Source organism: Amycolatopsis sp. CA-126428 (genome assembly GCF_002904335.1).
GTDB lineage: Bacteria > Actinomycetota > Actinomycetes > Mycobacteriales > Pseudonocardiaceae > Amycolatopsis.
Genome location: NZ_PPHF01000034.1, coordinates 15,176 through 34,663, shown reverse-complemented (window position 1 = coordinate 34,663; position 19,488 = coordinate 15,176). Strand labels below are relative to the sequence as shown.

The 19,488-nt window shown below is 72.3% G+C and carries 20 protein-coding genes; 6 read left to right on the top strand and 14 right to left on the bottom strand.

Annotated features, from left to right (window positions below; all coding sequences use genetic code 11):
- Positions 1–121: 121 nt before the first annotated feature.
- The 6 genes from C2L58_RS10015 to C2L58_RS09990 all read right to left on the bottom strand — a co-directional run bounded on the left by C2L58_RS10015 (position 122) and on the right by C2L58_RS09990 (position 6,904).
- Complete coding sequence (locus C2L58_RS10015; RefSeq protein ID WP_199191197.1) at positions 122–934, bottom strand: sugar phosphate isomerase/epimerase family protein; 813 nt, start codon at positions 932–934, stop codon at positions 122–124.
- Positions 935–996: 62 nt separating this feature from the next.
- Positions 997–2,685 carry a hypothetical protein gene (locus tag C2L58_RS10010; RefSeq protein WP_233225654.1) on the bottom strand — a complete coding sequence of 563 codons (1,689 nt, stop codon included), beginning with the start codon at positions 2,683–2,685 and terminating at the stop codon, positions 997–999.
- Between the two features lie 160 nt (positions 2,686–2,845).
- A complete protein-coding gene (locus C2L58_RS10005; protein WP_103337284.1) occupies positions 2,846–3,829 on the bottom strand; it encodes a Ppx/GppA phosphatase family protein in 984 nt (327 codons plus the stop codon).
- Between the two features lie 132 nt (positions 3,830–3,961).
- A complete protein-coding gene (locus tag C2L58_RS10000; RefSeq protein WP_013222396.1) occupies positions 3,962–4,651 on the bottom strand; it encodes a response regulator transcription factor in 690 nt (229 codons plus the stop codon).
- Complete coding sequence (locus C2L58_RS09995; RefSeq protein WP_199191196.1) at positions 4,648–5,889, bottom strand: sensor histidine kinase; 1,242 nt, start codon at positions 5,887–5,889, stop codon at positions 4,648–4,650. The genes C2L58_RS10000 and C2L58_RS09995 overlap by 4 nt, the downstream gene beginning before the upstream one ends.
- 145 nt (positions 5,890–6,034) lie before the next feature.
- The gene (locus C2L58_RS09990) at positions 6,035–6,904 is read right to left on the bottom strand and encodes an oxidoreductase (protein ID WP_103337283.1); all 870 of its coding nucleotides are present in this window, start codon (positions 6,902–6,904) and stop codon (positions 6,035–6,037) included.
- Positions 6,905–6,971: 67 nt separating this feature from the next.
- Here C2L58_RS09990 and C2L58_RS09985 point away from each other — a divergent pair, with 67 nt between their 5' ends.
- On the top strand, positions 6,972–7,610 hold the full coding sequence (locus tag C2L58_RS09985) for a DUF6879 family protein (protein WP_103337282.1): 639 nt from the start codon (positions 6,972–6,974) through the stop codon (positions 7,608–7,610).
- An 18-nt stretch (positions 7,611–7,628) separates the two neighbouring features.
- Here C2L58_RS09985 and C2L58_RS09980 read toward each other — a convergent pair whose 3' ends face one another.
- The 8 genes from C2L58_RS09980 to C2L58_RS09945 form a co-directional block, all read right to left on the bottom strand.
- The gene (locus C2L58_RS09980) at positions 7,629–8,546 is read right to left on the bottom strand and encodes a hypothetical protein (protein WP_103337281.1); all 918 of its coding nucleotides are present in this window, start codon (positions 8,544–8,546) and stop codon (positions 7,629–7,631) included.
- A 281-nt stretch (positions 8,547–8,827) separates the two neighbouring features.
- Entirely contained in the window at positions 8,828–9,577 is a 750-nt protein-coding gene (locus C2L58_RS09975; RefSeq protein ID WP_103337280.1) for a phosphoglyceromutase, read from the bottom strand.
- 432 nt (positions 9,578–10,009) lie between these two features.
- The gene (locus C2L58_RS09970) at positions 10,010–10,873 is read right to left on the bottom strand and encodes a DUF4349 domain-containing protein (protein ID WP_233225653.1); all 864 of its coding nucleotides are present in this window, start codon (positions 10,871–10,873) and stop codon (positions 10,010–10,012) included.
- A 69-nt stretch (positions 10,874–10,942) separates the two neighbouring features.
- Positions 10,943–11,455 carry a YbjN domain-containing protein gene (locus tag C2L58_RS09965; RefSeq protein WP_103337278.1) on the bottom strand — a complete coding sequence of 171 codons (513 nt, stop codon included), beginning with the start codon at positions 11,453–11,455 and terminating at the stop codon, positions 10,943–10,945.
- Positions 11,452–12,783: a D-inositol-3-phosphate glycosyltransferase gene (mshA, locus tag C2L58_RS09960; protein ID WP_199191195.1), complete on the bottom strand. Its 1,332-nt coding sequence runs from the start codon at positions 12,781–12,783 to the stop codon at positions 11,452–11,454. Before mshA ends, C2L58_RS09965 begins: the two co-directional genes overlap by 4 nt.
- Entirely contained in the window at positions 12,777–13,592 is an 816-nt protein-coding gene (locus C2L58_RS09955; protein WP_103337277.1) for an alpha/beta fold hydrolase, read from the bottom strand. Before C2L58_RS09955 ends, mshA begins: the two co-directional genes overlap by 7 nt.
- Positions 13,593–13,595: 3 nt before the next feature.
- Positions 13,596–14,774: a L,D-transpeptidase gene (locus C2L58_RS09950; RefSeq protein ID WP_103337276.1), complete on the bottom strand. Its 1,179-nt coding sequence runs from the start codon at positions 14,772–14,774 to the stop codon at positions 13,596–13,598.
- Between the two features lie 160 nt (positions 14,775–14,934).
- Positions 14,935–15,990, bottom strand: a complete 1,056-nt coding sequence (locus tag C2L58_RS09945) for a UDP-N-acetylmuramate dehydrogenase (RefSeq protein WP_103337275.1) — start codon at positions 15,988–15,990, stop codon at positions 14,935–14,937.
- A gap of 24 nt (positions 15,991–16,014) precedes the next feature.
- Here C2L58_RS09945 and C2L58_RS09940 point away from each other — a divergent pair, with 24 nt between their 5' ends.
- The 5 genes from C2L58_RS09940 to purU all read left to right on the top strand — a co-directional run bounded on the left by C2L58_RS09940 (position 16,015) and on the right by purU (position 19,470).
- Positions 16,015–16,521: a DUF2505 domain-containing protein gene (locus C2L58_RS09940; RefSeq protein ID WP_103337274.1), complete on the top strand. Its 507-nt coding sequence runs from the start codon at positions 16,015–16,017 to the stop codon at positions 16,519–16,521.
- Complete coding sequence (locus C2L58_RS09935) at positions 16,500–17,300, top strand: SAM-dependent methyltransferase (protein ID WP_103337273.1); 801 nt, start codon at positions 16,500–16,502, stop codon at positions 17,298–17,300. Before C2L58_RS09940 ends, C2L58_RS09935 begins: the two co-directional genes overlap by 22 nt.
- Positions 17,301–17,363: 63 nt before the next feature.
- The gene (locus C2L58_RS09930) at positions 17,364–18,065 is read left to right on the top strand and encodes a DedA family protein (protein ID WP_103337272.1); all 702 of its coding nucleotides are present in this window, start codon (positions 17,364–17,366) and stop codon (positions 18,063–18,065) included.
- Positions 17,962–18,579: a maleylpyruvate isomerase family mycothiol-dependent enzyme gene (locus C2L58_RS09925; RefSeq protein ID WP_103337271.1), complete on the top strand. Its 618-nt coding sequence runs from the start codon at positions 17,962–17,964 to the stop codon at positions 18,577–18,579. Before C2L58_RS09930 ends, C2L58_RS09925 begins: the two co-directional genes overlap by 104 nt.
- 15 nt (positions 18,580–18,594) lie before the next feature.
- Entirely contained in the window at positions 18,595–19,470 is an 876-nt protein-coding gene (gene purU, locus C2L58_RS09920) for a formyltetrahydrofolate deformylase (RefSeq protein WP_199191194.1), read from the top strand.
- Positions 19,471–19,488: the final 18 nt, after the last annotated feature.

The window sequence follows — 19,488 nt, the reverse complement described above, 5'->3', positions numbered from 1 at the left end:
AGGGTCCGCGCCATTCCGGGAACCGGGGTAGGTGACAAGCAACGAGAGCGACGGTTTCACGGTCCGAACTTTACGGGTTGGACCGGCGGAAATGCACTCGGGCGTGGATATGCCGACGCGGTTATTGGCCGAGGTGGAACCGCGCGAACAACAGCGCCTCGGCCAGGTCGCGGACGCGCTCGGCCGCGGTGACGGCGTGCCGGGTGTTGATCTCCAGCACGATCTGGCCGGCGAAACCGTTGCTGACCAGCTTCTCGAGCAGTTCGGCGCAGGGCTGGCCACCGCGCCCCGGCACCAGGTGTTCGTCCTTCGGGACGCCGGTGCCGTCGGCCAAGTGGACGTGCGAAAGGCCGTCACCCATCCGCTGCGCCAGCGCCAGCGCGTCCATCTCGGCTGCCGCTGTGTGGGACAGGTCGAGTGTGTAGTGCCGGAACCCGACGTCCGTCGGATCGATCGACGGCCGGAACGCGGACACGCGCGAATTCTTCGAACCACCCGGCGGCCGGACCTTGAACATGTTTTCCACGGCGATTTCGACGCCGCTCGACTCCTCCAGTTCGGCGACCAGATCGCCGAACGCATCCCCGTACCGGCGCTGCCAGCGGAACGGCGGGTGCACCACGACCGTGCGCGCGCCGAGTTCGAGAGCGGCGTCGACCGACATCCGCAGCCGCACGACCGGGTCCGGCGACCAGATCCGCTGGGTGATCAGCAGCGACGGCGAGTGCACCGACAGCACGGGCACGCCGGTGCGCCGCGACCAGCGCCGCAGCGCCGTGACGTCCTGGCTGACCGGGTCGGCCCAGACCATCACCTCGACGCCGTCGTAGCCGAGCTCGGCGGCCAGCTCGAAGGCCGTGCCCGCCTTGAGGGGCCACACGGACGCCGTGCTGAGTCCGACGGGGACCGGCTGCTCGTCTGTCACGCGCGCCATCCTGCCCCGTCACTCAAGGTGGGTGGCGCCGCCGGGCCGCCAACGCGACGCGGATCACCGCGTCAGCGGCCGACCAGCAGCAACGCGGCGGGCGACACCGTCACCACCAAGCCCACGAGCACGGCGAGCACCGTCGTCTGCAGGTCTTCGGCGCGGCGGATCTTCCGCACGATCCAGACCAGCGCGACGACCACCAGCAGCGCGGCGATCAGCGCGGCCGCCGGGATGTTCACCCACAGCCAGTTGAAGCCGAGCCAGACGGCGGCACCGCCGACCACACCCATCGCCAGCTGGCCGGCCAGGGCCAGCCACTGCTTGCCGGGCGAAGCCGCGGGTTCCGGCTCCGCGACCGGCTCGGGCGCGTCGTCGTACTCGTCGTCTTCGTAGTCTTCGCCCTGCTCGTAGGCGTAGTCGTCCTGCTCGAAGTCCGGGCCGTCCGCCGGGTAGTCGTCGGCGAACTCGCGCTCGTAGGGCGCGAGGTCGTCCGGGATCGGCGCCCGGGAAGCCCGGTCGCCGCCGGGTGCGAACGGCATCGGCGGCGGGTACGCGCCGGTCGGCGGGCCCGCCTCGTAGGCGGCCTGGTAGCCGCTGCTCTCCGGGGCGAAGCCGTCGGGCTCGAAGTCGTCCTCGGGGTAGCCGTCGTCCGGGGCGTCGGTGGGCACCACCGGCATCACGCCGATCTCGGTGTCCTCCATCTGCTCCTTCTGCCGCCGCTTGCGCCAGTTCGCCAGGCCCGCGGGCGAGGACGGCTCCGGCGGCTCGGGCTTCTTGCCCTTCTTCGGCGCCGGCGGGGCGGGCGGCTCGTCGTCGGGGACCGCCGAGAACTGCTCGGTGTGGTCCTCGCGCTTCGGCTCCGGGCGGCGCGACGGGGCGCGGCGCGGGCGGCCGGGCGCGGCGGGCGGCGGCGCGAACGTCCCGCTGGCCATCGGGCCCGGCGGGACGTCGATGTCGGCGTCCGGGGTGCCGTTGAGGCCGTCGAGCCGGGCCGACAGCGGGCCGCCGGGCGGCGGCGGGGGCGTCGGCAGCTGCTGCGAAGGCGGCGGCGGCGGAACCGGCAGCTGCTGCGAAGGCGGCGGCGGACCGGGGCGGCGCCGGACCGGTGCCACGGCGCGGGTCTCCTCGGCCGACGGCGGAACCGGGAGCTGCTGCGAAGGCTGCGGCGGCGGAACCGGCATCGGCTGGGACGGCGGCGGGGGCTGGCGGCGCGGCGCGGCGCGCGGCGGCACCGGCAGCTGGGCCGACTCCGGCGGCCGCGGCGGCCCGGGCTCGGGCGCGACCGGGCGTGAGAACTGGCCCGATTCCTGCGGCGGCCGGGCGAACTGCCCGGACTCCTGCGGGACCGGGCGGGCGTACTGGCCGGACTCGGCACCGCCGGGGGCGGGCCGCGCCGGGGGCGGCGGCACCGGCCGGGGCAGCGGCTGGGAGTCCTGCGGCACCGCGCGGGGCGCGGGCGGCGGCGGGGACGGCGGCTCGGCGCGACGCCGTCCGGCGGGCCGCGCGGGGGGTGCCGGCGGGGGCGGCGTGCCCTCGGATGCCACCCGGTCGATGATCGCCTGCGGGCCGGTGTCGCTCACGCCGGGCCGCCGGTGCGAGCCGGTGGCGCCGGGCGGGGCTTCCGGGGTGGCGGGTTCGTCGTCGTCATCGGCGGCGCGCCGGCGGCGACGGCGTCCGCCGTCGACCTGGGCACCGTGCTGGGCGAGCAGCTCAGCCACGGTCTTCTGCGGCTGGTCGCCTCCGGTCTGGTCCGTCATACCTGGTGATCCCCTGCGCGCACCGAGTTGCGTTCGGCACCTCGCGGAGTGGTACCCGACGGCCCACCGGCGGCGCCGCGCGCGCTGTACACCGACCTCTGCATGTCCGTCACCTCTCCACCGTGCCCGTTATCCGTCCGGGAAGTCCAGCCGCGTGCTTTCACCGGTCCTCCTGTGCGCCGAAGCGCCCCACGCGGGCGGCTCCAGTCTCATCCGCGCTGTTCGAATGGTCCAGCCGCCGCAGGATGACACCCTCTCGCAGAGCCCACGGGCAGATCTCGAGTTCCGGCACACCGAGCGCCCGCATCGTCGCCTGCGCCACGAGCGCACCCGCCACGAGCTGGTGCGATCGGCTCGAGCTGACGCCCTCGAGCTGCGCGAGATCGGCCGAAGGCATCCGCGAAACGAAGGCCAGGAGCTGGCGCAATCCGGTGTCCGTGAGCGTACGTCGGACGCGCGGGCCCGCCGCCGAGGGGGCCGCGCCGGTCAGCCGGGCGAGGGAGCGGAACGTCTTCGACGTCGCGACGACCCGATCGGGTTCACCCCATTTGGTGACCTTGCGCGCGAGGTCGGTGAGCTGGTCGTCCAGCCACGCTGAAGTCGCGACGAGTTCCGAGCGCGTCGGGGGGTCGTGCCGGAAACGGGTCCGGGTGGTGCGCCCGGCGCCCAGGGGCAGCGATTCGGCCAGCACCGGCTCCTCGTCGCGGCCCATCGCGACCTCGAGGGAGCCGCCGCCGATGTCGAGCACCAGCAGCTGCCCGGCCGACCAGCCGTACCAGCGGCGGACGGCGAGGAACGTGAGCCTCGCTTCGTCGGTACCCGAAAGGACCTGCAGGTCGACGCCGGTTTCCTCGGCCACCCGGGCGAGCACCTTCACCGAGTTCTTCGCCTCGCGGACCGCGGAGGTGGCGAACGCCATGACTTCTTCGCAGCCGAGCCGGGCGGCGGCTTCCTTCGCGGACTGGACCGCGGTGCAGAGCTCGTCGGCACCGGCCCGGCTGAGCTCGCCGCTCCGGGTGATCCGCTCGGCCAGCCGGAGCACGGACTTCTCGGAATGCATCGGCGTCGGGTGGGCGCCACGGTGGGCGTCGACCACGAGCAGGTGGACGGTGTTGGAACCGACGTCGAGTACCCCTAGGCGCACGGGGGTCCAGGGTACCGGGCCTGGCGTCAGGTCTCGAACATGTAACCAACAACACTCGGTGCGGTACCGCCCCGGCGCGCCTCCGAAGCCGCCAAGGCCGCCGATATCGGGCGATACCGCACCGAATCGGGCTTACGTCTCGAACTTGTAGCCCAGGCCGCGAACCGTGACGAGGTGCCGCGGCGAGCCCGGGTCCGGTTCGATCTTCGAACGGAGGCGCTTCACGTGGACGTCGAGCGTCTTCGTGTCGCCGACGTAGTCCGCGCCCCACACCCGGTCGATCAGCTGCCCGCGGGTCAGCACGCGGCCGACGTTGCGGAGCAGGTACTCGAGCAGGTCGAACTCCTTGAGCGGGAGCGAGACGTCGGCGCCGTCGACGGTCACGACGTGCCGCTCGACGTCCATCCGGACCGGGCCGGCCGACAGCACCAGCGGGGCCAGCTCGCCCTCCGAGCCGGGCTCGCCGCCGCGGCGCAGCACCGCGCGGACCCGGGCGATCAGCTCGCGCGCCGAGTACGGCTTGGTGACGTAGTCGTCCGCGCCCAGCTCCAGGCCCACGACCTTGTCGATCTCGCTGTCGCGCGCGGTCACCATGATGACCGGCACGGCGGAGCGCTGGCGCAGCTGCTTGCAGACGTCGGTGCCGCTCATCCCGGGCAGCATGAGGTCGAGCAGCACGATGTCGGCGCCGTTGCGGTCGAACTCCTCCAGCGCGGCCTGACCGGTGCCGGCCACGGCCGCGGTGAACCCTTCCTTGCGCAGCAGGAAGGCGAGGGGGTCGGCGAACGACTCCTCGTCCTCGACGATGAGAACCCTGGTCACAGGTTTCCTCCATGATCTGGGCTGTCCTGCCCGGTAACCACGAGCCTGGGGGTGCGCTCGGGGGTCTTCTCCTGCCGCGGTGCCGGCGAGGTCTTGGCCGCCCGCGCCGGCTCGGGGGCCGGTTCGGGGCTGACGTGCGCGGGGATGCGCAGGGTGAACGTCGAGCCGGTGCCCGGACGGCTCCACAGCCCGACCGAGCCGCCGTGGTTGGCCGCGACGTGCTTGACGATCGCCAGGCCGAGGCCGGTGCCGCCGGTGGCGCGGGAGCGGGCCTTGTCGGCGCGGTAGAAGCGCTCGAACACGCGCTGCTGCTCGTCCTCGGCGATGCCGATGCCGCGGTCGGTGACGGCGATCTCGACCATCCCGTCGGCGAGCCGCCGGGAGATCGACACCGGGCTGCCGGCCGGCGAGTACGCGACCGCGTTCTCCAGCAGGTTCGACAGCGCGGTGACCAGCAGCGTCCGGTCGCCCTCGATGAGCAGGCCGCTCGGGGTGTCGGTGGTGATCCGGATGTCGGCCGACTCGGCCGAGAGCGTGGTGCGGCCGAGGGCCTCGCGGACGACCGCGTCGACCTCGACGACGTTGAGGTCGGGCAGCCGTTCGGCGCCCTGCAGCCGCGACAGCGCGATCAGCTCGGTGACGAGCTGGCCGAGCCGGGTGGACTCGCGCAGGATCTTGCCGCCGAAGCGGCGGACCTCCGCGACGTCCTCGGCGGCGTCGAGCACCGCCTCGGTGAGCAGCGCGATCGCGCCGACCGGGGTCTTGAGCTCGTGGCTGACGTTGGCGACGAAGTCGCGGCGCACGGCCTCCAGCCGGATGGCCTCGGAGTGGTCGACGGCCTCGACGACGGTGAAGCCGTCGCCCAGCGGCCGGACCTGGCCGAGCACCGCCTCCGGCTGGCGGCCGCGCGCTTCGAGCGGCGAGAGGTCGATTTCCAGGGCCTCGTCGGTCTCGGAGACCTGCTCGGCGGCCTTGCGGGCCCGCGGGTCGGCCTGGTTGACCTTGACCAGGCCCAGCTCGTAGGCGCGCGGGTTGTGCAGCACCATGTCGCCGAACCGGTTGAGCACGACGATGCCGTTGTGGGAGGAGCGGACCAGCCGTTCGAGGAGCTCGGCGATGGTCGGGCCCGGCGGCCGGACCTCTTCCCGGCGGGTGCGGGCCCGCGCCACGAAGTAACCGGCCACCGCACCGGCCACCAGTGCACCGATGGCCAATGCGAGTGAAACAGGCGTGGTCACAGGCCGATCGTAAGCTGAGAAGTGGCCCTTCGGCCTAGCGTTGTCCGCCTTGTCGTGAGCACCGCGACACCTGCGGAGGACATGTTCGCCGGGGCTTCAGGCGGCGTTCACCCGATCGATTCCCCGGCGAGACATTCCGGCGAATTCACCCGTTCCCCTCGAGAGCCGCCAAATCCTCCTCGGTGAGCTCCAGCGCGGCCGCGGCGACGTTCTGTTCGAGGTGCTCGACATCGCCCGTACCGGGGATGGCGAGGACGTGCGGTCCTTGGTGGAGGGTCCACGCGAGCCGCACCTGCGCCGGGGTGGCGTCGTGGCGGCGCGCGACCTCGGCCACCCGCGCGTCCTCCCCCGTCCCGCTCGCGACGGCGAAGAACGGGACGAAGGCGATCCCCCGCTCGGCGCACATCCGGACGAGTTCGTCGTCCTCGCGGCGGGCGGTCAGGCCGTACTGGTTCTGGACGCAGACGACGGGCGCGATCGCGAGGGCCTCGGTGAGGTGCTCCGGGCCGACGTTGGAGATGCCCAGCTCGCGGATCAGCCCGGCTTCGCGCAGTTCGGCGAGCGCGCCGAAGCCGTCGGCGAGCGAGCCGGTGCCGCGGTCGAGGGCCTGGCCGATCCGGTAGTTGACGACGTCGAGGTGGTCGAGGCCCAGCTCGCGCAGGTTCTCTTCGACCTGGGCGCGCAGCTGCTCGGGCCGGGCGGTGTAGAAGGTGCCTTCGAAGTCGCGGCCCGGCCCGACCTTGGTGGTCACGACCAGGTCGTCGTAGGGCGACAGCGCGCTGTTGATCAGTTCGTTCGCCGAGCGCGGGCCGGCGAAGTAGAACGCGGCCGTGTCGATGTGGTTCACGCCGAGCTCGACGGCCCGGCGCAGCACGGCGAGCGACGTCTCGCGGGCGCGGATACCACCGTCCGAAGTGGACATCAGGCGCATGGCGCCGAACCCGAGGCGGTTGACTTCGAAGGAGCCGAGCTTCCAGGTGCCCGCCGCGGCGGCGGGGAGCGTGTTCGTGGTCATGGCCCCAGCCTTCCGGCGGAGCCCGCATGACCACCGGGTTTGGCAGTTTGCTGCCACACTGGAATACGTGGAGAAGGTGACTGACGTCGTCATGGTGCGCGGCGAAGCCGAGCTGTTCGAGCGGACCGCGCACCTGTTCGAGGTCGCGACGGAGATTTCCTGCGCGGCCCGGGACCTGCACACGTGGTCGGTGGCGCACCCGAGCGCGCCCGAGCGCGAGCAGCAGGCGCGCGCGATGACCCTGCGCAAGATCTACCTGCCCGCCGTGCTGTTCGACCCCGCGCTGGCCGGCCACCTGCGGCAGGTGGCCGCGCACGGCGCCCGGATCCGGATCACCGAACGCGAGATCAACGAGACGATCCTGCTCGACCGCCGCATCGCGATCGTGGCCGGCGACGACGTCGGCGGCGTCCGCGGCTACACGGTGATCAGCAACCCGGACCTGGTCCAGGGCATCCAGTCGCTGTTCGAAGCGGCCTGGCACGCCGCGACCGACCTCGAGTCCTACCAGGCGCGGTTCACCGAGCTGGGCGCGCGGGAAATCCTGGAGCAGCTGGCGTCGGGCTGCAAGGACGAGACGGCGGCCCGGGTCCTCGGCGTCAGCCTGCGCACCTACCGGCGCCGGGTGGCGGAGCTGATGGAGCTGCTGGGTGCGTCGTCGCGGTTCCAGGCCGGCGCCCGGGCCCGCGAAGCCGGCCTGCTGTGACTCACCCGCGGCGGCTCCTCAGCCGCCGGTCGCGACGATCCGCTCGGCGTTCTTCAGCACGGCCTGCCAGGCGTCCTGGAGCTGCTTCAACGCGGGCGCGTTCCGCTCGAGCAGCGTCTGCTGGTAGCCGGTCTGCACGGCCAGCCAGATGCCCGCGAGGTTCGTCCGGGCCTTGCAGGTCACGTCGGCCGTCGCGGTCGCGAGCTCGGCCGGCGACGGCGGGGTCGGCCACTTCTGCTTCGGCGGCTCGGCCGGGGACTTGTACGCGTAGCCGGACTCCGCCATGCAGGCGCTCCACGCGCTCGTCGCGGCGACCACCCGGCCGTCGCCCCGGGTCCGTTCGCTCGCCTGGCCGGCGAGCCGCCCGGGCAGCTCCCGGTCGAGCCGGTCGTACTCGGGGGCGCTCACGGCGGCGGTGCTCAGGCAGCCGCCCGGGCCCGCGGTGTCCGGCGGCAGGAAGCCGTGGAGCGCCTTGACCCACGCGGCGCCGTGTTCCTGCACGAGCTTGTCGAGCGTCGGGATCCGGCCTGGCCCGGCGGCCGCCTGGACGCTGCCGGCGCCGGACGGCGAATACCCCCGCTCGCGGGCGGCCTGCAGGTCGTTGAGCCCGTAGCCGGGCAGCGGGGCGCTCGGCTGCGCGGTGCCCCCGCCGGTGTCGGGTTGGTAGGCGAATCCCTTTTCCCGCATGCACTTCGTGATGAGGATGGTCTTCGCCTTCTCGAGGGTTTCCTGGTGGCCCTGGGGAGGCCCGAAGTACGGGTCGAGTGGCAGGTGCACCTCGGCGGCGGCCGCCGGGGCCGGCGGGGGGTTCGCCGGGATGACGGGTTCGGGCAGCGAAGCGGCGGCCCCCGGATCACCGGCGGGCGGGTCCGAGCACGCGGCACCCAGGACCAGAAGCGCCCCCAGGACCGGAAAGAGCACCGAAAATCGCTTCATGCGACTTCACGCTACCGGAAATCGTTTCAGGTCAAGCCCGATTTCCTCGGGAAACCGTCCGGGTGAAGTTCAGAAACCGCAGCCGCGTCCGTCGACGCCGACCAGATCACCGCTGCTCCAGCCGATGACGTGCGTGGTGTTCGCGGTTCGTCATCCGAACCGGATTTTCCCCGATCCGGGAATGCGCTATTGATCCTGCGATTGTTCTTCGCGCTCGGGAAACCACGAAGGCCACGCCACGGGACCGGAGTCCCGCAACGTGGCCTTCGGCGACCGGAAACTCAGCGGCCCTGGTTCGCCACCGCGGCGGCGGCTTCCCTGGCGGCGTCGGGGTCGAGGTACTCGCCACCCGGCTTCACCGGCCGCAGGTCCTCGGTGAGGTCGTAGCGCAGCGGGATGCCCGTCGGGATGTTCAGCCCCGCGATGTCGGCGTCGGAGATGCCGTCGAGGTGCTTGACCAGCGCGCGCAGCGAGTTGCCGTGCGCGGCCACCAGCACCGTCTTGCCCGCGCGCAGGTCGGGCACGATCTCGGACTCCCAGTACGGCAGCAGCCGCTCGACGACGTCCTTCAGGCACTCGGTCAGCGGCGCCTTGTCGCCGAGGCCGGCGTAGCGGGGGTCGCCCACCTGGCTCCACTTGTCGTTCGGGTCGATCGGCGGCGGCGGGGTGTCGTACGAGCGGCGCCAGAGCATGAACTGCTCCTCGCCGAACTCCTCGAGGGTCTGCTTCTTGTCCTTGCCCTGGAGAGCGCCGTAGTGGCGCTCGTTGAGGCGCCAGTCGCGCTTCACCGGGATCCAGTGCCGGTCGGCAGCGTCCAGCGCGATGTTCGCGGTGGAGATCGCGCGGCGCAGCAGCGAGGTGTGCACCACGTCCGGGAGCAGCCCGGCGCCGGCCAGCAACCGGCCGCCCTGGCGGGCTTCGCCCTCGCCCTGCTCCGAAAGCGGTACGTCCACCCAGCCGGTGAACAGGTTTTCCGCGTTCCACGTGCTCTGCCCGTGCCGCAGCAGCACCAACGTCCCAATCTCGCCCATGCCCCACAGCCTGCCAGAACGCGCCCCGCAACCGGCTGGTGACCTCCGCCGCAGCCGTCGTCCTACCCAGAGTGTGTTACCGCGGAGTAACACCTCACTCTTCGTCAAGTCCGCCCGCCAACAACGCGCAAAATTCCGGCCTCAGACTGCGCACCGTTATCGACATTTCAAAAATTCACTCGAACGGGCTAGCCAGTAGCCTTGTGATTACCGGGCGGGATCTGACAGGTTGGCTACGTCCCGAGCGGCCGGATTCCACGCACTCCCCGGCCGGGTTCGGGCATTGACCGCGGCTCGTCTCCCCCCTGCCGAGCCGCGGCCCGCCGGCCCCGTTGACACCCCCCTCGTCACCGGGTCCTGATCGGCGGGAACTTCAGCGGGGCGGCTCGAGATCGCGACTCCCCCTCCCTCGAGCCGTCCCGCCTGTTCCGCTCAGCCCTCGCCCGGTTCCGGCGCCGGGGTCCGGCGACGGCGGTGGAGCCACCAGCCGAGCCAGCCCAGCGGCACGAGGAACAGCAGGAACGGCGCCAGCGCACCCAGCACGGTCAGCAGGCCGCCGCCGAAGATGAGGAACGCGTGCCAGCCGCCGGCCAGCCCGCCGAGGAACCCGCTGTGGTCCTCCGCCGGCGGAGGAGCCGCGGCGACGTTGCGGATGGTCATCGCCACGGTCGCCATCGCCACGCTGCCGGCCAGCGAGTTCCGCTGCTGCTCGAGTGATTCGAGCGCCGCCTCGCGGCTCGTCAGCTCGCCCTCGACCGAGGCGATCTCGGACACCGACGTCGCCTTCGCCAGCAACGTGCGGATCCGCTCCACCGACGCCCGCTGCGTCGCCAGCCGCGCTTCGACGTCGACGACCTGCTCGGTCACGTCCTGGGTGTTCAGCTCCCGCTTCACCAGGCGGCTACCCAGGTGCGAGAGCTGGTCGAGCACGCCGTCGAGCCTGTCCGCGGGCACCGCGAGGTTGAGCGTCGCCAGCTCGTCGCCCGTGCTCTCCTGCCCGGTGTAGCCGCCGGCGCCCAGCGCGATGCCGCGGGCCTGCGCGACGACGTCGACCACCTTGGGGGCGGTCAGTTCCAGCCGGGCGCTGCGCGAGAGCTTGCGCTCGGTGGCACCCGGCTGCGGCGGGGTCACCTTCTCCGGCCCGGATTTGCCGGCGCCCTGCTGCGGCGCGGCCGGCACCGGCCCGGAACCGGCACTGTCCGCCGTGGACATTTTGCCCTCTTGGGCCGCCGAGCAGCCCGCCAGCACGAACGCCACGCCCACGACCGCGAGCCCGGCTCTCCATCGAGTCCGCATCCTGCGTCTCCCTCCAGTTCGGCTGGCGAGGAGACGGAGGTGCGGTTCAGGGCCGTTGCACGGCCCGGGTCACGACTCGGTCAAGCCCGGTTCGTGCGGCTTCTCCGGCGCGACGAGGTGCTTGAAGGCCTGGAGGTTGGCCAGGGATTCCCCGCGGGAGACGCGCCAGTCCCACTCGCGCTTGATCGACGTCGCGAAGCCGATCTCGAGCAGCGTGTTGAAGTCGCCGTCGGCCGCTTCCAGCACCTGGCCGAGCACCTTGTCGAGCTCGTCGGCGCTCATCGTCTCCTTGCCGAACCGGCCGACCAGGTAGATGTCCCCGAGGTTGTCCACCGTGTAGTGAACGCCGTAGAGCTTCGCGTTGCGCTGCAACAGGAATCGGTAAACGTCCTCATGGGACTCGTCGGGACGGCGGCAGACGAAGGCCTCCACCGAAAACGCGTGGTCGCCGTCGACCAGCCACGCGTTGGTCTGCAGCTTCTTCGTCCCCGGCAGCGTGACGAAGTACTTTCCCGGCCCGCGCTTGTCGTACTTCAGCTCCGCCGAGTCCAAAGTAGACTGGATCAGCTCGTCCAGGCTCACACCGCCACCTCCGTGCGCAGGTCCAGCGCACGGGAAAAGGCGCTGGTGGCCTGAGCATAGATGTCCAGGAGCGCGTCCGTGGTCCGGCGCCAGGAGAACCGGCGCGCGTGCACGACGGCGTTGGCGGCCAGTTCGGCGCGCCGGTCCGGGCGGAGCGCGACGGCGGCCAGCGCGTCCGCCCACTCCTCGGCGCCGTGCCCGGGCACCAGCAGCCCGGAGACGCCGTGCGGCACCGCCACCGGCAGCCCGCCGACCTCGGCGGCGACCACCGGCGTCCCGCAGGCCTGCGCCTCGAGGGCGACCAGGCCGAACGACTCGTTGTAGCTGGGCACCGCGACGACGTCGGCGGCGCGGAAGACGCGGGCGAGGCGTTCGCCCGGCTGCGGCGGCAGGAACCGGACCTGCCCCTCGATGCCGAGCGAAACGGCCAGCTCGCGCAGGGCCTGCGGCTGCTCGAGCCCGGTCCCCGACGGCCCGCCGACGATCAGCACGACCAGCCGCGAAGCCAGCTCGGGGCGGCGGCACAGCATCGCGGCCGCGGCGTGCAGCAGCACGTCCGGCGCCTTGAGCGGCTGGATCCGGCCGGCGAAGGCGAGCACGACGTCGTCTTCGGCCAGCCCCAGTTCCGCGCGCGCCACGGACCGGGAGCCCGGCGTGAAGCGTTCGAGGTCGACGCCCGGCGGCACGGCGTGCACCGCACCCGGGTCGGCGTCGTAGAGGTCGATGAGCTGACGCGCCTCGACCGCGGTGTTGGCGACCAGCCGGTCGGCCTCGGCGACCACCTGCTCCTCGCCGATCACGCGGGTGCGCGGCTCGGGCTTGTCGCCCTCGGCGAGCGCGGCGTTCTTCACCTTCGCCAGGGTGTGCGCGGTGTGCACCAGCGGCACGGACCACCGGTCGCGGGCGAGCCAGCCGACCTGGCCCGACAGCCAGTAGTGGGAGTGGATGAGGTCGTAGTGGCCGGGCTCGTGGAAGGCCTCGGTCCGCAGCACGCCGGAGGTGAACGCGCACAGCTGGGCGGGCAGCTCATCGCGGCCCAGTGGCTCGAACGGGCCCGCTTGCACGTGCCGCACGGTCACCCCGGGCGCCAGCTCGGCCACCGGCGGCTGGCCGGAGGCGGTCGCGCGGGTGAACACCTCGACCTCGACGCCGCGGCGGGCCATCTCGGTCGCGGTCTGGCTGACGTAGACGTTCAGCCCGCCGGCGTCGCCGGTCCCGGGTTGTTCCAGTGGCGAGGTGTGTACGGACAGCACCGCGATCCGGCGCGGCGCAGCGCGGAACCTTCGGATGTTGCTGGTCACCTGGTCACTTCTCCTGCGCTTCAGCATTCCTCGGCGAACTGCCGGAGCACCGCGTCGAACTCGGCCGCGGACTCGGCGAAGGGCGCATGCCCCCCGTCAAGGAACCAACGCCCGATGGCACCCGGAATCTTCCCGATGGCGTGCTCCGCCGCCGCGGAGTCGATCACACGGTCGTGCGAGCCGTGCACGACCAGGGTGGGTTTGTCGATGCCGGCCAGCACGTCTTCGCTGCCGACGTCCCGGCGGAAGAGCGCCGAGCGGACCGAAGGCGGCACGCTGAGAGCGGCGCCGAGCAGGGCCTGGACCTGCGCACCGGGCACCGGCCCGGTGACCATCCCCCGGCTGAACGCGGTGAGGGCCGGGATCGCGATGTCCGGATCGTCCGAAAGCATCGCCCGCAGGTGCTCGCGCATCAGCGCACCGATGCGCCCGCCCGGCCGGTCGCGGCCGATCTCGGTGATGGCACCGACGAGCACGAGCCCGCGCAGGCGTGCGGTGCCGTGCACCCGGATGTGGTCGGTCAGCACCAGGCCGCCGTAGGACCACGCGACGACGATCGCGTCCGGACCGGCGAAGTCGAGCACCGCGGCGAGGTCGTCCGCCCAGACCTGCGGGTCGTCGTACCCGGAGGCCGGGACGTCGGAGGCGCCGTGCCCGCGCAGGTCCACCGCGACCAGGAGGAACCGCTCGGTCAGGGCCGGGTCGGCGAGCTGCGCGGCCCAGCAGCCGGCCGACTGCGCCCAGCCGTGCACGAACACGATCGGCCTGCTGTTTTCGGCGCCCTCGACCCGCAGGCCGAGCCGGACCCCGCCGTGCCCGACGACTTCGGTGCGCACGGGCTACTTCGCACCCAGCCCTTGCCAGGCCGCCCAGCTGTAGTTCCAGTCCTTGACGTCCGAGGCCATCGGCGGGCTGAGCTTCGAGCCGGTGATCTCGACCGGGTCGCCGATCATCGCCGAGTCGTAGAAGTCCTTGGCGTCGGCTTCGAGCAGGTTGACGCAGCCGTGGGAGTTGTTGTTCTTCCCGATGTTGGCCGCGTTGTCCTGGTTCTCGTGGATGTACTCGCCGTGGTTGGAGAACCGGCAGGCCCACTTCTTGTTGACGTTCGTGTAGCCGTAGCGGGCGTTGTCGAACACCGCGGTCGGCTCCCGGGTCATGATGATGTAGGTGCCGTTCGGGGTGTTGCGGTCGACCTCGCCGTCCAGCCCGTTCGCGCACGGGTAGCTCTTGACCTGCGAGCCGCCGCGGTAGACGCGCATCTGGTGGTCCGGGGTGTTGACCTTGACCACCTGGTTGCGGCCGATCTTGAACTTCGTCGTGACGTCGGCCTTGCCGTACGCGCCGCCGCCCAGGTCGACGCCGTAGAGCTTCGCCTCGACGTTCACGGTGATGTTCTGCGGCCAGTACTCCTTCGGCCGGTAGTCGACCTGGCTGTCGGACAGCCAGCCCCACGCGCCCTCGACGTCCTTGTCCGTCTTCACGGACAGGGCCTTCTCGACCGCGGCGCGGTTCTTCACCGGCGACTGGAACTTGACGCTGATCGGCATGGCCACGCCGACGGTCTGGTTGTCGGCCGGGTTGAGCGTGGCGCGGACCTGCTTGGCCGGGGCGATCGTGGCGAAGCTGCCCTTGAACTCGACCGGCTTGCCGTCGGAGCCGGTGGCCTTGGCGGCGTAGGTGTAGGTCTTGCCGTAGCCGAGCGGCTCGGAGCTGGTCCAGGTGAGGCCGTCGGGCGAGAGGTCGCCCTTGACCTCCTTGCCGCCGTCGGCGCTGAGCTTGCACTCGGTGAGCTTGCCGTCGGCGACCTTGAGCACGGCGGGCTTGAGCACCGGGACGTCCTTGGCGTCGGCGGCGGGCTCGGCCGTGATCTTCGCCACTGGCTGCGCGCCACCGCCTTCGCCGTCGCTGTTGGCACCGGTCGGCTTGGCGGTGCCGCCCGTCTCGCTCGAGCACGCGGCGGCGACCAGGGCGGCTCCAGCCGCCAGAGCAGCCTTGAAGACCGTACGCCGTTCGATCACCGAAAACCTCCCGAAATCCCCCGCCGACCAGCGGGCACACGCCCTTTAGCGCTGGTAGCCCAGCCGACGTTACCCGCTGATGGGCAAAGTCCAACCAGTCAGGTGGCGACGCCTTTGTCGACAAAGACGTCCTACACACGTACGGGTTGCCCGGTTTGGCTCAAATCACGCAGTTGATCAGCAGCGGTTCGGGGTGCAGCCGGACGCCGAAGCGCTCGTGGACGCCGTCGCGGACCTCGCGGGCCAGGGCGAGCAGGTCCTCCGTCGTCGCGTCGCCGCGGTTGGTCAGCGCCAGGGTGTGCTTCGTCGACAGCGAAACGCGGTTCCCCGGACCGGGGTACCCCTTGCCGAAGCCGGCGCGCTCGATCAGCCAGGCGGCGGACAGCTTGACGCCGCCGTCGGCCGGGTACTGCGGCGCCGCCGCGCCGGCGACCGACGTGATCCGCTCGAGCACCGCTTCGGCCTCGGCGCCCGGCACGATGGGGTTGGTGAAGAACGAGCCGGCGCTCCAGGTGTCGTGGTCGTCCGGGTCGAGCACCATGCCCTTGCCGCGACGCAGCTCGAGGACGGCTTCGCGGGCTTCGGCGGCCGGGACGCGGGCGCCGATCCCGACGCCGAGCGTGCGCGCCAGCTCGGCGTAGCGGATGGGCGCGGAACGGCCGTCTTCGCGGACCTCGAAGCGGACCGAGAGGACGACGCCGGTGTCCGTGCCCTTGAGGACGCTGGTGCGGTAGGCGAAGCCGAGTTCGTCGGCCTTGAGCGTGCGCACTTCGCGCGTCCCGCGGTCGTAGAGCTCGACCGAGACGATCGACTCGGCGACCTCGCAGCCGTACGCGCCGACGTTCTGGATCGGCGTGGCGCCGACGCTGCCGGGGATGCCGGAGAGGCACTCGAGCCCGCCCAGCCCGGCCTCGACCAGCGCGGCGACGAAGGCGTCCCAGTTCTGACCGGCCTGGACCTCGATGTGGTCGCCGTCACGGTGCCAGCCGGTGTTCGCCACCTCGACGAGCGTGCCGTCGAACCCCGCGTCGCCGACCACCAGGTTGGAGCCGCCGCCGAGCAGCAGCACCGGCTCGCCCGCCGCGTCGGCCTCGCCGACCGCCGCGACCAGGTCTTCGCTGGTCACAGCGCTGACGAAGCGGCGGGCCGGGCCGCCGAGACGCAGCGTGGTGTACGCGGCGAGCTTCGGGAGAGCGGGAGTTCGGGCGGAGTTCACGCGTCTGACGGTACTGTCCGGCTCATGGGATCCCGGATCGAGCACCGCGCTGAGTTCCCCGCCGACGTCGCGTCCACGTACGCGGCCGTCGCCGGCGAAGACGCGCTGCGGGCACGCCTGGAGGAGCTGGGCGGGCACAGCGCGGCGCTGCTGGCGTACGAACCGTCCGACGCGGGCCTGCGGTACCAGCTGCGGCAGGGCATCAGCGCCGACAAGCTGCCGCAGGCGGTCCGGACGCTGCACAAGGGCGACCTGCTGGTGACCCGCACGCAGACCTGGCGCGTGAGCAACGACGGCACCGGCCACCAGGGCAACGCCACGGTGGAGGTCGGCGGCGTCCCGGGCGAGATCACCGCGCGGACGGCGCTGCTGGCCGACGGCGACCGGACGGTGCACCGGACCAGCGGCGAGGTCACGGTCCGGATCCCGCTGTTCGGCGGGAAGCTGGAGAGCGTGATCGCCGAGCAGGTCACGAAGCTGCTGGAACGCGAAGCCGAATTCACCGCGAAGTGGCTCACCAAAGCAAACTGACCCCGGTCGGCGCGCCGACGCGCGGCACGACCAACCCGAACCGCCTGCGCCGGGTCGACCGGTGGATCGCGGCCGCGCCGGCCACTTCCCGGCTGCTGCGCGCGGCCGGCGCACCCCTGGTCGTCGACCTCGGGTACGGCGCTTCCCCGGTGACGACGGTCGAGCTGGCCCGGTGGCTGCGGCGGGTCCGGCCCGACGTCCGGGTGCTGGGCCTGGAGCTGGATCCGGTGCGGGTGGCCGCCGCTCTGCCCGCCGCGGCACCGCCCCTGCTGGACTTCCGCCGCGGCGGCTTCGAGCTCGCCGGGACGCGGCCGGTGCTGGTGCGGGCGTTCAACGTGCTCCGGCAGTACGCGGAGGACGAGGTCGCGGGCGCGTGGGGCCGGATGCTCGGCTCGATGCCCGCCGAGGGCCTCCTGGTCGAGGGCACGTGCGACGAGATCGGCCGGCTGTCGACGTGGGCGCTGGTCTCCCAGGCCGGTCCGGTCTCGCTGACGCTCTCGATGCGGCTGGCCGGGCTGGAGAAGCCGTCGACGATCGCCGAGCGGCTGCCGAAGGCGCTGATCCACCGGAACGTCCCCGGTGAGCGCGTCCATGCGCTACTGTCCACCTTGGACGCCTGCTGGGCGACGGCGGCTCCCCACCAGTCCTTCGGTGCCCGTTCGCGCTGGCTGGAGACGGTCCGGCTGCTGGCCGCGCGGGGCTGGCCGGTGCTGGGCCCGCCGTCCCGGATCCGGCTGGGTGAACTGACGGTTCCCTGGGCCGCCGTCGCCCCCGCCTGAACGTTCACCGGGCCACCCCCGCTCCGTCACCCGCAGGTGACCTTCGGTGATCACCATTGAGCCGTGGAACTCCTGGGCCAGGTCACCGAACTGCTGCGCGAGGCGCTCGGCTCGCCGTGGCTGTGGGTGCTCGTCTTCGCGGTGTCCGGATTGGACGCGTTGCTGCCCTTTATGCCCAGCGAGACCACGGTCGTCACCGTCGCCGTCCTGTTCGGGCCCGATCCGGCGCAATTGACCCTGCTCGCCGCGGTGGCGGCCGGGGGTGCGTGGGCGGGCGACTGCCTCGGGTACGCCGTCGGCCGGGCGGCCGGCCCGCAAGCGCTCGCGCGGCTGCAGCGCGGGCCGGAGGGCCGCCGTCGCCACGAATGGGCCCTCGACCAGGTGCGCCGCCACGGCGGGCTGCTCATCATCGCGGCCCGCTACCTGCCGGGCGGCCGCGTCGCCAGTGCGCTGGCCACCGGCAGCCTCGGCTACCCGCTGCCGAAGTTCGTCGCACTCGACGCCGCCGGAGCGGCGATCTGGGCGGTGTACAGCGTTTTGATCGGCTTCGCGGGCGGTGCTGCTTTCGCGGACGAGCCGGGCAAGGGCCTGCTGTTGTCCTTCAGCCTCGGCTTGGGATTGGTGTTCGCCATCGAGGCCGGCCGGCGGCTACGGTCGGCCCATGCTCGAAGCGATCGACGTCCACGCGGACGGGCTGAAACGGGCGGCGCTGGCGGCCGGGCCGTCGGCCCGGGTGCCGAACTGTCCGAAGTGGACTGTCCATGACCTGGTGACGCACATCGCGTTCGTGCACGGCTTCGCGGTCGGCTTGGCGGTGAACCGGCCCGTGAAACCGGCGCCACCGGAGGACTGGGAAGACGTGCTGGGGTGGTGGGACGGCCAGCGCCTCGCGCTGCGCGAAGCGCTCGGCCGCGCCCCGGAAGCCCCGGCCTTCTCGCCGTACCCGGGCTTCGCCACGACGGTCGGCGACTGGACGCGGCGGATGGCCCACGAGACGGCGATCCACCGCCTCGACGCCGAGTCGGCCCTCGAAGACGGTCCGGGCACCCGCTTCTCCCCCGGCTTCGCGAACGACGGCATCGACGAGTTCCTGACCTACCTCACCCCGCGCCTGGGCAAGACGGCCAACGTCCGCGTCACGACGCCGGAGCGCACGTGGGCGCTCGGCGAGCCCGGCGCGGCGGTCACCGGCGCCGCCGACGACGTCTACCGGGCGCTGTGGGGCCGTCCGCACCAGGCGTCGGTCACGGGTGACCTCGCACCGCTCGCAGCGCCCTGACCAGCGCCAGGGAGAATGCACGGCGTGACCGCTCCCGAACGCCGCTACGTCATCACCTTCGGCTGCCCCGACCGCACCGGCATCATCGCCCGGATCTCCGGGTTCCTCGCCGAGCACGGCGGCTGGATCGTCGAGGCGGCCTACCACACCGACCCGGACACGGGCTGGTTCTTCACCCGCCAGGTGGTCCGGGCCGACTCGCTGCCCTTCGACGCCGACGAGTTGCGCGCCCGCTTCGGCGAGGTCGCCGCGGAGCTGTCCGCCGAGTCGAGCTGGCGGGTCAGCGACACCGGCGAGCGGCGCCGCGCGGTGATCCTCGTCTCCACGGCCGGGCACTGCCTGTACGACCTGCTCGGCCGCGTCGCCTCGGGGGAACTCGACGTCGACGTCGCCGCGGTGATCGGCAACCACGACGCACTGGCCGACATCACCCGCGCGCACGGCATCCCGTTCCACCACGTGCCGTTCCCGGCCGGTGGCAAGGAAGCCGCGTTCGCGGAGGTCCGCAAGCTGGTCGCCGAGCACGACCCGCACGCGGTGGTGCTGGCCCGGTTCATGCAGATCCTGCCCGCCGACCTGTGCCGCGAGTGGGCCGGGCGGGCGATCAACATCCACCACAGCTTCCTGCCGTCGTTCATCGGCGCGAAGCCGTACCACCAGGCCCACACGCGCGGTGTGAAGCTGGTCGGCGCGACCTGCCACTACGTGACGGCGGACCTCGACGCGGGCCCGATCATCGAGCAGGACGTCATCCGCGTCGACCACGGCGATTCGGTCGAGGACATGGTCCGCAAGGGCCGGGACATCGAAAAAGTCACCCTCGCCCGCGGCCTCCGCTGGCACCTGGAGAACCGCGTGCTGGTCCACGGCAACCGCACCGTCGTCTTCTGACCGCGCTCGTGAGTGGTA

Bases quoted from the DNA above. Each gene is read 5' to 3' on its own strand.
- C2L58_RS10015 (WP_199191197.1), bottom strand. From the start codon at position 934: ATGGCGCGCGTGACAGACGAGCAGCCGGTCCCCGTCGGACTCAGCACG.
- C2L58_RS10010 (WP_233225654.1), bottom strand. From the start codon at position 2,685: ATGACGGACCAGACCGGAGGCGACCAGCCGCAGAAGACCGTGGCTGAG.
- C2L58_RS09990 (WP_103337283.1), bottom strand. From the start codon at position 6,904: ATGACCACGAACACGCTCCCCGCCGCCGCGGCGGGCACCTGGAAGCTC.
- C2L58_RS09980 (WP_103337281.1), bottom strand. From the start codon at position 8,546: ATGAAGCGATTTTCGGTGCTCTTTCCGGTCCTGGGGGCGCTTCTGGTC.
- C2L58_RS09975 (WP_103337280.1), bottom strand. From the start codon at position 9,577: ATGGGCGAGATTGGGACGTTGGTGCTGCTGCGGCACGGGCAGAGCACG.
- C2L58_RS09970 (WP_233225653.1), bottom strand. From the start codon at position 10,873: ATGCGGACTCGATGGAGAGCCGGGCTCGCGGTCGTGGGCGTGGCGTTC.
- mshA (WP_199191195.1), bottom strand. From the start codon at position 12,783: ATGCTGAAGCGCAGGAGAAGTGACCAGGTGACCAGCAACATCCGAAGG.
- C2L58_RS09940 (WP_103337274.1), top strand. From the start codon at position 16,015: ATGGGATCCCGGATCGAGCACCGCGCTGAGTTCCCCGCCGACGTCGCG.
- C2L58_RS09925 (WP_103337271.1), top strand. From the start codon at position 17,962: ATGCTCGAAGCGATCGACGTCCACGCGGACGGGCTGAAACGGGCGGCG.
- purU (WP_199191194.1), top strand. From the start codon at position 18,595: ATGCACGGCGTGACCGCTCCCGAACGCCGCTACGTCATCACCTTCGGC.